9 protein-coding genes are annotated in these 14,009 nt (G+C 74.6%); 1 reads left to right on the top strand and 8 read right to left on the bottom strand.

The genetic code is table 11. The annotated features are described in order from the left end of the window. Positions 1-307: 307 nt before the first annotated feature. From E0D90_RS04515 to E0D90_RS04500, 4 genes are all read right to left on the bottom strand, one after another. Entirely contained in the window at positions 308-619 is a 312-nt protein-coding gene (locus E0D90_RS04515) for a putative WhiB-interacting protein (RefSeq protein ID WP_103502483.1), read from the bottom strand. Beyond that, positions 616-975, bottom strand: coding sequence for a WhiB family transcriptional regulator (locus E0D90_RS04510; protein ID WP_103502484.1), 360 nt, complete (start codon positions 973-975; stop codon positions 616-618). Before E0D90_RS04510 ends, E0D90_RS04515 begins: the two co-directional genes overlap by 4 nt. Before the next feature lie 115 nt (positions 976-1,090). Then, on the bottom strand, positions 1,091-1,399 hold the full coding sequence (locus tag E0D90_RS04505) for a hypothetical protein (RefSeq protein ID WP_130796676.1): 309 nt from the start codon (positions 1,397-1,399) through the stop codon (positions 1,091-1,093). Between the two features lie 322 nt (positions 1,400-1,721). Further along, positions 1,722-4,055 carry an ATP-dependent DNA helicase UvrD2 gene (locus tag E0D90_RS04500; protein ID WP_227869983.1) on the bottom strand — a complete coding sequence of 778 codons (2,334 nt, stop codon included), beginning with the start codon at positions 4,053-4,055 and terminating at the stop codon, positions 1,722-1,724. Positions 4,056-4,402: 347 nt separating this feature from the next. On the opposite strand from E0D90_RS04500, the gene E0D90_RS04495 reads away from it, so the two are divergent. Further along, on the top strand, positions 4,403-4,645 hold the full coding sequence (locus E0D90_RS04495; protein ID WP_103502487.1) for a mycoredoxin: 243 nt from the start codon (positions 4,403-4,405) through the stop codon (positions 4,643-4,645). 110 nt (positions 4,646-4,755) lie between these two features. Here E0D90_RS04495 and nudC read toward each other — a convergent pair whose 3' ends face one another. From nudC to E0D90_RS04475, 4 genes are all read right to left on the bottom strand, one after another. After that, positions 4,756-5,694 carry an NAD(+) diphosphatase gene (gene nudC / locus E0D90_RS04490; RefSeq protein WP_103502488.1) on the bottom strand — a complete coding sequence of 313 codons (939 nt, stop codon included), beginning with the start codon at positions 5,692-5,694 and terminating at the stop codon, positions 4,756-4,758. A gap of 9 nt (positions 5,695-5,703) precedes the next feature. Further along, positions 5,704-9,174 carry an ATP-dependent DNA helicase gene (locus E0D90_RS04485; protein WP_130796675.1) on the bottom strand — a complete coding sequence of 1,157 codons (3,471 nt, stop codon included), beginning with the start codon at positions 9,172-9,174 and terminating at the stop codon, positions 5,704-5,706. A 208-nt stretch (positions 9,175-9,382) separates the two neighbouring features. After that, on the bottom strand, positions 9,383-10,102 hold the full coding sequence (locus E0D90_RS04480; RefSeq protein ID WP_103502490.1) for a hypothetical protein: 720 nt from the start codon (positions 10,100-10,102) through the stop codon (positions 9,383-9,385). Positions 10,103-10,355: 253 nt separating this feature from the next. Continuing rightward, positions 10,356-13,625: an ATP-dependent helicase gene (locus E0D90_RS04475; protein ID WP_227869980.1), complete on the bottom strand. Its 3,270-nt coding sequence runs from the start codon at positions 13,623-13,625 to the stop codon at positions 10,356-10,358. Positions 13,626-14,009: the final 384 nt, after the last annotated feature.

Below are 14,009 nucleotides of genomic sequence, written 5' to 3'. Positions count from 1 at the left end.
GCCTCCCGCCGTGTCGCCGGTGACTCCGCCGAAACAGGCGGAGTCACCGGCGACACGGCGGGAGGCGGCGGGGTGCGTGGCGGTGCGGCCGGGACAGGCGGCGGAGCGGGCGGAGCGAGCAGGGCGGGCGGCGGGGCGAGTGGGCCGCCTGCGACCGGTGTGGCCGAAGCGAGAGTGCCGGAGCAGCGCGGCCCCCGGACAGGCCGACGGCCCGGCCGGGAGGTCCCGGGCCGGGCCGTGCGTGGTGAGGTCGGGGCGTCAACTCCCGTGGGGCGGAGCGGCGTCGTCGACGCCGCTCCGGCTTCCGCTACATGACCACCTTGGCCAGGGCGCGCCGGGCGCGCTGCGACGCGCGCTCCGCCCGCCGCTGGAGGCGGCGCGAACGCTGCTCCAGGCGGGCCGCCGTGACCAGTCGTTGGGATTCCGCTTGCCGCAGGCGTTCGCTCATATGCGAACGCGCCAGGGCTTCGGGCATGAGTTCCATTTCTCGGTTCCTGTTCTGGGGGTGGCGCGGGTCTGCCGGCGCCGGTTCGTTCGATGTGTGGTGGTGCCGTGTGCTCATGTCTGTGTCCAGGTGGGGGGTGTGCGGCGCGGGGGCGCCGATCGTTCCGGGATTCATGCGGCTGCGACCGGGTTCTTGCGGGGGCGGCCGCGCGGACGCTTCCGGGGCACGACGACGCCCTGGACGAACAGCTCGCCACCCCAGACGCCCCAGGGCTCACGCCGGTCCTTGGCGCCGGCCAGGCAGGCCTCGCGGAGCGGACAGGTGCCACAGAGGGACTTGGCGTACTCCACGTCCTCCGGGGACTCGGCGAAGAAGACCTCGGGGTCGTAGCTACGGCACGGGACGTCCGTGCCGAGGCGGTCGATGGCCTCGTCGAGCTCGTTGAGGGTGTACAGCGGGGTCACGGGGTTCTCCGGATCTGGAAGTGAGGTCAGGTCGGGCGAAGACGGGGCGGTGGCTGCGAGTCGCACGGTGGTGTGTCCTCGTCTCGTCGTGTGTCGGTCGTTCTCTGTTTTGGGAAAACAGAAGGGCCGCGGATCCCTGGTGGGGTTCCGCGGCCCTGAGGTGCCGACCTGATCTCACAGATCAGGTTGGATCACTCCAGGGATTGAGCCCGCGGAGGGCCCACATCGTCAGAAGCTGGGTCTTCTGCTGTCCGAACAGCTGGTCGTCGGTGGCCGCGAAGCCACGGGCCTCGGCCCGCTCGTCGGCCACATTGGCTGCCACGTGGATGCCCTTGCCGCGCTCTCGCACGACCGCGGACATGGCAGGAGCCACGCCACGCACGCCTGCGGCTGCGACGACACCCGACGGGGCGGCACCGATGACGGAGCTACGCGCGTACAGGCAGGAGGCGGCCACCGCATGACCAGTCGCTGTGATGATCGTGGACACTTGGCTCGCCTCCCTTCGGCGTCGTATGGGACCGGGGTTACCGGTCGCGGCTCGTGGTGCTCGTTCAGTACAGCATGACTCGGGAAGAAGAGGAACCTCTTCCGTCGCCGTGAAGCACGCTATGCGGATCTCTCCGTCCGGCGCAAACTATTTTTCCGAGGTTTTTCCCGGATCTGCTCGACCGGCCCGCGGGCCGGGTCGTGCCGGCGCCTCGACACCCGCTCTGAGCAGGCAGAAAGCCCGATTCCGGGCCGCGCGGGCGCGCGGCCGCGTCACCCGGCGCGGGCCGGATCGTGTGCGACCCGGCCCGGTTCGCCCTCGGCTACGCGGACGGGGGCTCCTCCGGCCCGGAGGGGGCCGGGGAACCGGCGGACGCGAGGAAGTCGTCGAACGGATCGGGCTCGCCGTCACTCGCGCCCCCGGCGGCGGCGTCGGCGTCGGTATCGCTGTCGGTGTCGGTATCGCTGTCGGTGTCGTCGGCGGAGTCGTTGGCGGCGGCGGCGAGTTCGTCCGGGTGGCGGCCCGCACACAGGGCGATGACGTCCTCGCCGAACTGGCGGAGCTTGTGGGGGCCCACACCGGAGATCCGGGCCAGACCACGCTCGGTGTCCGGCTCCTCCTCGGCGATGGCCATCAGCGTCACGTCGGTGAAGACGGCGTAGGCCGGGCGGCCCAGCTCGCGGGCCTGGGTCATCCGCCAGTCCCGCAGCCGTTCGTAGAGCTCCTCGTTCATCGTGGAAGGGCAGTCGGCGCAGCGGCGGAGCTTCATCTCGGCGGCCTCGGTCAGCGTCCGGCCGCAGACACGGCACGGCACCGGACCACGCGGCTTGCGGCCGCCGCCGCCCCGCTCCACCGAGCCGCTTCCGCCCGAGCCGCCGCGGGCCGGGCGCCCCGTGGAGCCGGGACGCAGGCCGTCCAGGAAGCGGCTGGGCTTGCGCCCGGCACGCCCACCGGGGGTGCGGGCCACCGCCCAGGACAGTGAGAGGTGCTTGCGTGCCCGGGTCACCCCCACATACAGCAGCCGCCGCTCCTCCTCGATCTGTTCCGGCGTCTTGGCGTGCGAGAGCGGCAGCATCCCGTCTGTGAGCCCGACGAGGAAGACCGCGTCCCACTCCAGTCCCTTGGCGGTGTGCAGCGAGGCCAGGGTGACGCCCTCGACGGTGGGCGCGTGCTGGGCGTGGGCGCGCTCCTCCAGTTCCGTCACGAAGTCGGCGAGGGTGGCGCGGGGCCGGGCGGCGGCCAGGGCCTCGGCGAGGCGGACCAGGGACCGCAGGGACTCCCAGCGGTCCCGGGCGGCGCCGGAGCCGGCGGGCGGTTCCGGGCTCCAGCCGACACCGGCGAGGACCGCGCTCACCTGCTCGGCGAGGCCGACCGCGTCGTCCACCGCGGCGTCGTTGCCCGCGGCGCGTGCCGATCCGCGCAGCGCCAGCCCGGCCTGCCGGATCTCCTGGCGCTCGAAGAACCGCTCGGCGCCCTTGAGCTGGTAGGGCACACCCGCGTCGGTCAGGGCCTGTTCGTAGATCTCGGACTGGGCGTTGATCCGGTAGAGCACCGCGATCTCGCTGGCCGGCACGCCGGAGCCGAGGAGGTCACGGATCTGCCGTGCGGTCGCCTCGGCCTCGGCCGGCTCGTCGGTGTGCTCGGTGAAGACGGGCTCGGGCCCGCCCGGACGCTGGGAGACCAGTTCCAGCCGGTGTTCGGCGGCGCGCCCCTTGGCCTGTGCGAGGAGCCCGTTGGCCAGGGAGACGACCTGGGGGGTGGAGCGGTAGTCGCGGACCAGCCGCACCACCGTGGCCTGCGGGTGCCGGGTGCGGAAGTCGAGGAGGTGGTCGGGGGTGGCGCCGGTGAAGGAGTAGATCGTCTGGCTGGCGTCGCCGACCACGCACAGGGAGTCGCGTCCGCCCAGCCAGAGTTCGAGCAGCCGCTGCTGGAGCGGGCTGACGTCCTGGTACTCGTCCACGACGAAGTGCTGGTACTGCCGGTGGACGATCTCGGCGATGTCCGGGCGGTCCTGGAGGATGCCGACGGTCAGCAGCAGCACGTCGTCGAAGTCGATCATCCCCCGGTCCTGTTTGAGCTGCTCGTACTGGGCGTAGACCCGCGCGGTCTCGGCCGGGTCGCGGGGGGCGTCGCGGCCGGACTTGGCGACGGCGACCGGGTACTCCTCGGGGATGGTCTGGGTGACCTTGGACCACTCGATCTCGGAGATGAGGTCCCGCAGTTCGGCGCGTTCCAGCCGGATGCGGCAGCGGGCCGCCGCCTCGGCGACCAGCTGGACCTTGCGCTCCAGCAGCCGCGGCGTCTCGCCGCCGATGGCCTTGGGCCAGAAGTACTGGAGCTGTTTGAGGGCGGCGGAGTGGAAGGTCCGGGCCTGGACGCCCCGGGCGCCGAGCTGGCGCAGCCGTCCGCGCATCTCGCCTGCGGCGCGGTTGGTGAAGGTGACGGCGAGGACGCTCATCGGTGGCAGCACGCCCGCGCGCACGCCGTAGGCGATGCGGTGGGTGATGGCCCGGGTCTTGCCGGTACCGGCGCCGGCGAGGACGCAGACCGGCCCGGCGAGGGCGGTGGCGACCTCGCGCTGCTCGGGGTCCAGGCCGTCCAGCACCGCGTCGGCGTCGGCCGGTGGCTCGGCGAACGACGGGGCGCCGAACGCCATGGCGGGGGCCGGTCCGGGCTCGGGCGCGGACGCGGGGATGGGGCTGTCCGGGAAGGGCGTCGCTGCTGTCACCCGGACCATGCTGCCAGGCCCGGCGGACAGGGCGGGTCGCGTCGTCCACAACGGCGGTCCGATCATCACAGGAGTACCCCCGGGCAGCCGCCTCCGCCCGCCACCTCCGACCCGTCTCCCGCCGCCCGTCCCGTCCACGGCACCGGACGGGTGGAATGCGCGGCGGACCGGGCATGTTCTCCTGATGGCTGTCCCCACGTCCGGGGACGGGCCGGCCGTCCCGCGACCGCGGGGAGCAGCCACCCGCACAACGACCGCGAAGGAGCGTCATCGCGATGCCGGGCACCGTGACGATGTACAGCACCACCTGGTGCGGCTACTGCCGCACACTCAAGCGTCAGATGGACCGGGAGGGCATCCCGTACACCGAGGTCAACATCGAGCACGACCCGGACGGCGCGGCGCTGGTCGAGAAGGCCAACAACGGCAACCAGACGGTGCCGACGCTGCTCTTCGACGACGGCTCCACGATGACCAACCCGTCCGTGGCACAGGTCAAGCAGAAGCTCGGCGCCTGACCCCCACGCGCGAACGCCGCCCGTCTCCCGCCCGCACCCGGCGGGAGGCGGGCGGCTTCACGTCCGGCGCCGCCCCGGCCCCGACGGGGCGGGGCGGCGGGCGCGGCAGGTCAGGGACGGGGCAGCGGCTTGCCGTACCACTGCTCGACCAGGCGGGCGGCGATGGAGATCCGCGAGGGCGGCATGATCTCCCCGCTCTCGATCGCGGCCCGCAGGTCGTCGCGGGAGAACCAGCGGGCCTCGGAGATCTCCTCGCCGTCCACCCGGATCACGGCGCCGTCACCGCCGGCCGATGCGTGGAACCCGAGCATCAGTGCGGACGGGAAGGGCCACGGCTGGCTGCCGACGTACTCGACGGCCTCCACGCGCACCCCGACCTCCTCGGAGACCTCCCGCACCACCGCCTCCTCGACGGACTCCCCCGGCTCGACGAAACCCGCCAGGGTGGAGAAGCGGCCCTCCGGCCAGTGCATCTGCCGCCCCAGCAGCGCACGGTCCTCGTCGTCGGTGACCAGCATGATGACCGCCGGGTCGGTCCGGGGGTAGTGCTCGGCCCCGCAGGCGGGGCAGCGCCGGATGTGGCCGGCGGCGGCGATGACGGTGCGCTCGCCGCAGCGGGAGCAGAAGCGGTGCATCCGCTGCCAGTTCTCCAGCGCGACGGCGTGCACCATCAGTGCGGCGTCCCGCTCGCCGAGCAGCACGGCGGCCTCGCGCAGGCCGGCCGGGCGGGCCGCGTCGTCCATCCGGCCGGGCAGGGAGTCCTTCTGGACGGCGAAGTAGCGGACCCCGGCGTCGTCCACGCCCAGGAAGTAGCGGTGCGCCTCGGTGACGGGCGCGTCGAACGAGGGGGTCATCACCAGTTCGGCGCGGCCGTCCTCGGTGTCCTCGATCAGCGCCTGACCGCCGGACACGACGAAGACCCTGGTTGTGGGATGACTCCAGGCCGCGCCGAGCCACGCTTCGTCCTGGCGGTGGCCGGACGCCCGGTCGATGTCGGCGGTGTCGGTGAGAACGATCGGGGGGACGGCACTGTCCGGGTTGCGGGGCATGCGTCGAGCCTAACCGGGGATGTTGAGGGCCCAGGAGACCTCCCCCGCGAGGATCTGTTCCAGGCCGGCGCGGTCGGGGAGCACCGCGGGGCGGACCAGCTCGCCGCCGCGTACGTAGTAGAAGGCCGCGGTGACGCGGGCGAGCGGAATCCGGCGCAGTTCCGCCCAGGCGACCCGGTAGACGGCGAGCTGGAGCGGGTCGGCGTCCCGGTTGTGGCCGGTCTTCCAGTCGATGATCTCGAAGCGGTCGCCCTCGCGGTAGACGGCGTCGATCCGGCCCCGGACGGTACGGCCGGCCAGCCTCAGCTGGAAGGGGGCCTCCACCTGGTAGGGCGTGCGGTCGGCGAAGGGGCCGCGCTCGAAGGACTCCTTGAGCTGTTCGAGGTCGTGCTCGTCGCGGATGTCCGGGTCGTCGTCCTCGCCGCCCGGCAGTTCGTCCGGCCCGAGCATGGGCAGGGCCAGCGCCTCGAACCGGGACTCGACCCAGGCGTGGAAGCGGGTGCCGCGCCGCGCGGCCGGGCGCGGCCGGTGCGGCATCGGCCGGGCCAGCTCGCGGGCGAAGCCCTCGGGGTCGGCGGCGAGCCACTGGAGCTGGGAGGCGGAGAGCGAGGCGGGCAGAACGACGTCGCGGACGCGCTCGCGGGAGCGTCGCAGCTCCCCGGCGAGGGCGTCGAGGTCGCGGTCCCAGGACTCGACGGCCCGCTGCTCCTCCGGGCTCAGCTCGGACTCAGGCGCAGGCCCGGGCCCGGGCGCGGGGTCAGGCGCAGGCTCGGACCCGGACCGGCCGGGGGCGTCGGCGCCCCGGCGGGGAGAGGGCATCGCGCCGGGGTCGCCGAGGCCGCGCAGCTCGCTCAGGACCAGTTCGGCCGCCTCGCGGCGGCGGGCGGCGGCCTCCACGCCGAGCGGCAGCGGCCAGGGCTGCTCGCCCCGTGCGCCGTCGAGCGCCGGGTTGACGTCGCCGTCGGCCGGTGCCGGGGCCCAGCTCTCGACCTCGCCGTGCTCCGGCGACGCCTCGCAGTGGTCACGGAGCGCGGTCAGGAACGGTGAGGGGACGCGGGGCTTCTTCTGGGAGGGGCCCCATCGGTGGGCGGAGCCCAGCAGCAGCGAGCGGGGCCGGGTGAAGGCGACGTAGCCCAGGCGCAGTTCCTCCAGCTCACGGTGGCCGCTCGCCTCGGAGTCGTAGTCACCGAGGGCTGCGGAGGTCCATTCCTCGACGCCGGGCAGGGTGGCGGCGTCGCCCCGCAGGGGGAAGGGAAGGGTGTGCGAGTGCTTGAGCCAGGAGTCCTGGGCGCGGGTCTGCGGGAACCCGGTGCGGTACAGGCCGGGGACGGCGACGACGTCCCACTCCAGGCCCTTGGCCTTGTGGGCGGTGAGGACCTTGACGGTGTCCTCGCTGCCGGGGAGCGAGCCGTCGAGCCCCTTGTCGTGCTGTGCGGCGGCCTTGAGGTAGGCGAGGAAGGCGGGGAGGGTGGCGTCGCGGTCGACGGCGGTGCTGTGCCCGCCGGCGGCGTAGTCGGCGGCGATGTCGAGGAACGCGCGCAGGGTCTCCCGGCGTCGGGCGGCCAGCGCCTGCGGGGAGGCGGAGAGTTCGACCTCCAGGCCGGTGGCGGCGAGCACCCGGTGCAGCACGTCCATCAGCGGGTCGCTGACGGAGCGGCGAAGGTCCCGCAGCTCCGCCGCGAGGTGGGCGAAGCGGACACGGGCCTCGTCGGAGAAGGCGAGGTCGTCGTCGAAGCCGTCGTGACGGCCGTGGTCGCCACCGGCATGGGAACGGGCACCGGGGTGCCCCGGGGGCCCGGCGTGGTCCCGGCCGCGCGAGGCGGCGCCGGTGAAGGTGTCGAGTGCGTCGGCGAGGGAGACGACCTCGGCGGGGTCGGTGCCCTCGACCGCCCCGCTGAGCCGGTCGGCGCCGCTCTCCGCCTCCCGCCGCACCAGCGCCCGGGCGCGCCGGCCGAGCAGCGCGAGGTCCCGGGGGCCGACGCGCCAGCGCGGGCCGGTGAGCAGCCGGACCAGCGCGGCGTTGGCCGTCGGGTCGGCCAGGACCTCGCAGACCGCGACCAGGTCGGCCACCTCGGGAAGGTGGAGCAGTCCGGAGAGACCGACCACCTCGACCGGGACGGAGCGTTCGACGAGGGCCCGCTGGATCTCGGAGAAGTCGGCCGCGGTGCGGCAGAGCACCGCGATCTCGCCGGGCGGGGTGCCGGTCCGGACGAGATGGGCCAGGTGGTCCCCGAGCCAGTCGAACTCCTCGTCCTGGGTGGGCAGCAGGGCGCAGCGGACCCGGCCGGAGTGCTCGGCGCCGTCGGCGGGCCGCAGGGGTTCGACGCCGGGGTGCCGGGCCCGCAGGGGCGCGGCGAGGCCGTTGGCGAGTTCGAGGAGACGGCCGCCGCTGCGGCGGTTCTCGGTGAGGGTGTAGCGGTCGGCGGGCGTTCCGCCCGCGTGGGGGAAGTGTCCGGGGAAGTCGTCGAGGTTGGCGACGGAGGCGCCGCGCCAGCCGTAGATGGCCTGGCAGGGGTCGCCGACGGCCGTCACCGCGTGCCCGGCGTCGGCGCCCGCGCCCGCGCCGAACAGGCCGGCGAGCATGATGCGCTGCGCGACCGAGGTGTCCTGGTACTCGTCGAGGAGCACGACGGAGTAGCGCTCGCGCAGGGCGCGGCCGACCTCCGGCACGTCCCGCGCGAGACGGGCGGAGTGCGCGATCTGGTCGCCGAAGTCGATGAGGTCGCGGGAGCGTTTCCGGGCGCGGTACTCCTCCACCAGGGCGAGGAGTTCGCGCCGGCCGCGCGCGGTCTCCGGGACGCGGCGCAGCGCGGCGTTGGACAGCTTGACGCGGGAGAGGGCGGAGAGCAGCGAGTCGTCGTGGTCGCGGAGGGCGCCGGGGTCGACGAGGTGTTCGGAGAGTTCGCCGTCGAGCGCGATGAGGTCCTCGACCAGCGCGGTGAAGCGGCGGGGGTTGCCGGTGGAGGCGCCGGTGGGCGCGGTGAACTCGGCTGGCGCGGCGCGCAGTACCTCGGCGGCGAGCTGGAAGCGGGAGGCGTCGGCGAGGAGCCGGGAGGCGGGTTCCACGCCGATCCGCAGGCCGTGTTCGGTGATCAGCCGGCCGGCGAAGGCGTGGTAGGTCGAGATCTCGGGCTCGCCCGGTGCCTCCTCGGTGGGCGGATCGCCCGGGGCGGGTCTCGGCGCGGGCGCGCCGGGGGCTTCGAGGACTCCGGCCTGGCGCAGCGCGCGCCGTACCCGCTCGGAGAGTTCGGCGGCGGCCTTGTTGGTGAAGGTGAGGCCAAGGACCCGCTCGGGCTCGGTCTGCCCGGTGCCGACCAGCCAGACCACCCGCGCGGCCATCACGGTGGTCTTGCCCGACCCGGCGCCCGCCACGATGACCTGTGGCGCGGGCGGGGCGGTGATGGCGTCGATCTGCTCGGCGGTGAACGGGATGCCGAGCAGTCGCTTGAGTTCTTCGGGGTGACGGAGTCGGGCGGGCACGGTTCCAGAGGCTAGTACGCGGCGCGGACACCGCCTCGCACCGGCGTCCGCGCCGGGCCTCCCGGCACCGGGAACGGCAGCCGGAACCGCAGCGGGAACAGCGGCCGGGAACAGCGGTCGGGAACAACGGCCGGGCACGGCGGCGGGCCGGGTGCCGGAGGTCGTCCACCTCCGGCACCCGGCCCGTCACGTGGAACAGCCGGTCGGATCAGCCCAGTTCGTCGGCGTTGACCGTGTCCGAGGGGGCGGAGAAGTCGAACTCCTTGTTGAAGTCGCTGAACGTCACGGTGCCCTCCTCCTCGTCGCCGTCGCGGACCATCTTGAGGATGTGGGCGTCCTCGGAGTCGGCGACGAAGATGTCGGTGCTGCCGGTGTCGTCCGTCTTGCGCACGCCGACGGTGGCGGTGCCGTCGATGCTGTCGGAGTCGATGGACTCCCACTCACCGGAGTCCCCCTCGCCGGAGGCGAGGTCCTCCAGGAACGAGTCGAGGTCGCAGAACTGCGCGCCGAACATGTCCTGGCCCTCGGGCGACGCGACCCAGCTGTCGCCGATCTGGGAGTTGATCTCGCTGCCGTCCATGCCCTCCTCGCTCCAGAAGGCGTCGTTGGCCTTGAAGTAGCCCGTGCCGTCGACGCTCATGAAGTCGGCCTCGGCCTCGCCGAGGGCGACGCTGCCCTCGCAGTCGCCGTTGCCGGCGATGCTGGCGTTGAGCTTGATGGACTCGGTCTCACCGGTCATGCCGTTCTGGCCGCTGATGTCGCTCGACATGCTGAGCGAGTCCAGATCCGTCATGGAGGCGCGCGCCGCCTCGGCGATCTCCTGGGGCTCCTTGCCCTCGAAGTGTCCGCCGTCGCTGCCGCACGCCGTGGCTCCGAGGACGAACGCGCCCACCATCGCTGCCGTCAGGACGCTCTTCTTCGGTGTCACGCTTGCTCCTCGCGGTTCTGGGCTTCGGTCGCCTTCTGCGTCCGCCTGCCCCGCTGTCGATCGGAGATGCATCCGATCACACGGGCGGTCCGGCCGGACTGCCGGGTACCGCTGTTTCTCGCCGCCCCCGGGGCCGGTTCTCCGGCCGGGGGCCGCCGCCCGGGCGGGGCGTCCGTGTCATGACGCGGGACGCCCGGTGTGGCTCTGCCGGTTCCGGATGGTGGGCTGTCCCACACCGCCGGGGCCGCGGCGCTCACTCCAGGATCTGGCGCCCCTCGGGCCGCGCGGAGCAGGAGGAGCGGAAGCCGCAGGTGCCGCAGTGCTGCCCGGGGGCCGGGGTGAACCGCTCGTCCAGTACCCGGCCCGCCGCCTCGGCGAGCAGTCCGCCGATCCAGTCCCCGGCGCCGTCACCTGCCACGTCGCCGGAGGCCGCGTCCCCGGAGGCCGCATCGCCGGACCCCGTGTCCCCGGACCCCGCGTCCCCGGTCGCCGCCTCCCCGCCGTCGAGCGGCCCCTGGAGTCGGAGCAGCGGCATGGCGTCGCCGCCGTCCGCCTTGGTGGCGCCCTTGCGGAGGTAGACCAGTTCGCCGCCGCCCAGCCGGTCGGCGCTGTCGTCGGCCGACTCGTTGTGGCGCAGGGCCAGCTGGTAGACGGCCAGTTGGGGATTGAGCCGGGCGTCCGCCTTGGACAGTGGTGTGGTTCCCGTCTTGAAATCGACGACGTAGGCGCGGCCTTCGGCGTCCCGCTCGACGCGGTCGATGATCCCCCTGATCCGCACCTGGTGCTCCCCCGCACGCAGGGTGACCTCGAACTCCTTCTCGCTGCCGTCGGTTTCGCGGCCGAGGCGGCTCTGGTCGGCGTGCCACCGCAGAAAGCGCTCCAGCGCGGAGCGTGCCTCCTCGCGTTCCTGCCGGGAGTGCCAGGGCGCCTCGAAGGCGAGGGAGTCCCAGACCCCGTCGAGCCGTTCCAGCAGCACCGACAGATCGGCCGGGGTGGAGCCGGACGCGACCTCGTCGGCCAGCACGTGCAGGACGTTGCCGAACCCCTGCGCGGCGGTGGCCGGGCCGTCCGCCGAGACCTCGCGGCCGAGGAACCACTGGAGGGAGCAGGTGTTGACCAGTTGGTCCAGGGCGCTGCCGGAGAGCGCGACCGGGCGGTCCGGATCGCGGACCGGGGTCCGGGTGCTGGTCTGCTCGCGCAGCCCCCACCAGCGCTGGGGGTGGGCGGCGGGCGCCAGTTGCGCGCCGTCCGCGTCGCGGAGCGAGGCGAGGCGGGCGAGCCGGCGGGCGGCGGCGTGCCGCAGCGCGGCGGGGGCCTCCGGGTCGACGGTGGTGGCGCGCAGCTCGGCGACGAGGGCGGCGACCGACAGCGGGCGCCGCGGCCGGCTGCTGACGTCCTCGGGCTCCACACCCAGCTCGGTCAGGAACCGGGACGGCTGGTCGCCGTCGTCACCGGCGCGCACGGCGGTGACGATCAGCCGGTCCCGGGCGCGGGTGGCGGCGACGTAGAACAGGCGGCGTTCCTCGGCGAGCAGCGCCGCCGGGGTGAGCGGGTCGGCGAGGCCGTCCGGGCCGATCCGGTCGGCCTCCAGCAGCGACCCCCGGCGGCGCAGGTCCGGCCACAGCCCCTCCTGCACGCCGGCCACCACGACCAGCGGCCACTCCAGGCCCTTGGCGCGGTGCGCCGTCATCAGCCGGACGGCGTCGGGACGGACGCCGCGCACCGCGCGGGTGTCCCCGGCGATGTCGTGGGCCTCCAGTTCCGCCAGCAGGTTGAGGGCGCCCCGGCCACCGGTGCGCTCCTCGGCGCGGGCGGCGACGTCGAACAGCGCGCAGACCGCGTCGAGGTCCCGGTCGGCGTTGCGCCCGGCGGCGCCGCCGCGCCGCGCGGAGCGCTCCAGCCGCTGCGGCCAGGTGGTGCCCTGCCACAGCTCCCACAGCGCGTCCTCCGGGGTGGAGCCGCCGCGCAGCAGGTCACGCGCCTTGGTGAGCAGCTGTCCCAGCCGCAGCGCGCCGCCCGCGTAGCGCGGGTCGTGGGTGACCAGCCGCTCCGGCTCCGCGAGGGCGCGGGCGATCAGCTCGTCGGAGGACGGCGGCGGGTCCTGTCCGGCGGCGCGTTCCTCGGTGCGCAGCGCGCGGCCGAGCCGCCGCAGGTCGGCGGCGTCGAGACCGCCGAGCGGCGAGACGAGCAGGGCGAGTGCGGTCTCGGTGGTGAGGGTGGCCGGGTCGGCGACGGCACGCAGCGCGGTGAGCAGCGGGGCGACGGCCGGTTCGTGGCGCAGGGGCAGGTCGTCGCCGTCGACCTCCAGGGGGACGCCGGCGGCGGTGAGGGCGCGGCGCATCCCGGGGATGGACCGGCCGCCGGCCCGGACCAGCACCGCCATGTCGCGCCAGGCGAGGCCGTCCTCCAGGTGGGCGCGGCGCAGCAGGTCGGCGATGTTGTCGAGTTCGGCGCCGGGCGTGGGGAAGGTGAGCACCCGCACGCCGCCACCTGGGCGGTCGGCGCTCAGGTCGCGGTGGGCGCGGACCTTGCGGGAGGGCAGCCGGGTCAGTGGCATCCGGTCGGTGAGCCGCCGGGTGGCCGCCAGCAGACCGGCGCCGCTGCGGCGGCTGACGCCGAGGACGGCGACGGGCGCGGGGGCGCCCTCCGTGGTGGGGAAGCTGTCGGGGAATTCGAGGATGCCGCCGACGTCGGCGCCACGGAAGGCGTAGATCGACTGGTCGGGGTCGCCGAAGACGGTGAGGTCGCGTCCGCCGCCGGCCAGGGCCCGCAGCAGGCGTGACTGGGCGGCGTCGGTGTCCTGGTACTCGTCGACGAAGACCGCGTCGTAGGAGGTGTGCGGCGGCGCCGGGTATCCGCCGCGCGGGGCGGGGAGATGGCTCTCGCGGGCGCGTTCGGTGACCCGGGCCGCGCGGTGGACCAGCTCCGCGTAGTCGAGGACGCCGTGCGCCTCGGTGACGTCCAGGTACTCCGCGAGGAAGCGGGCGGCGGCCCCCCAGTCGGGGCGTCCGTCGCGCCGGGCGAAGGCGGAGAGCGCGTCGGGCGGCAGGCCGAGTTCCCGGCTGCGGGCCAGGACGGCGCGCAGCTCGTCGGCGAAGCCGCGGGTGGTGAGGCAGGCGCGGAGGTCGCCGGGCCAGTCGATGGCGCGGCCCGCGGGCTCCAGCGCCAGCTGGCCCTGGAGCAGTTCGCGGAGATAGAGGTCCTGTTCGGGCCCGGACAGCAGCCGCAGCGGCTCGGCGAACAGTTCACGGTCCTGGTGGGCGCGGACCAGTCCGTAGGCGTAGGAGTGGAACGTGGCGGCCATGGGCGCGCGCCCCCGGATCCGGGTGGCCATCCGGTCGCGCAGCTCCATGGCGGCGCGGCGGCTGAAGGTGAGCACCAGCACCCGGTCGGGGTGGGTGCCGCGTTCCACGCGGGCGGCGACCGCCTCGACCAGGGTGGTGGTCTTGCCGGTCCCCGGTCCGGCCAGGACGAGCAGCGGTCCGCCTCCGTGCTCAACCACGGCGCGCTGCGCTGCGTCCATGGCAGGAGGACTCGCGGTCCTCGGCAGCGTGCGCACCAGCCGGTACGCGCCCGGGTCCGCGGGTACGGGGAGCCCTGCGGCCGTGCCGGAGGGCGGTTCGGGTGCTGGGACAGAGAGGCTCACGTGCATCGCAGGTTCTCGGGGGCGCCCCATGGACGCGGGGGCGGGCAGGGCAGTGCTGGAGACGGTACGCCAGCCGGACGACGGGCGGCGGGACTCCGGACGGGAGCCCCGGCGGGGACCTTCGGCGGCGGGGAGCCGGTACGGGCCGCGTGGCGCGCGCTCGTACCCGGGCCCAGGAGGCGGCCCGGCTGCCGGTACGGCGGCGTGACCGGCGCGCTCCGGCGGGTGGGGAGCACGGCGCACGGACGCGGCCGGGAGCTG

It is taken from the genome of Streptomyces otsuchiensis, from assembly GCF_004305975.1.
Classification (GTDB): domain Bacteria; phylum Actinomycetota; class Actinomycetes; order Streptomycetales; family Streptomycetaceae; genus Streptomyces; species Streptomyces otsuchiensis.
This window is presented reverse-complemented; position numbering and strand designations above follow the sequence as displayed.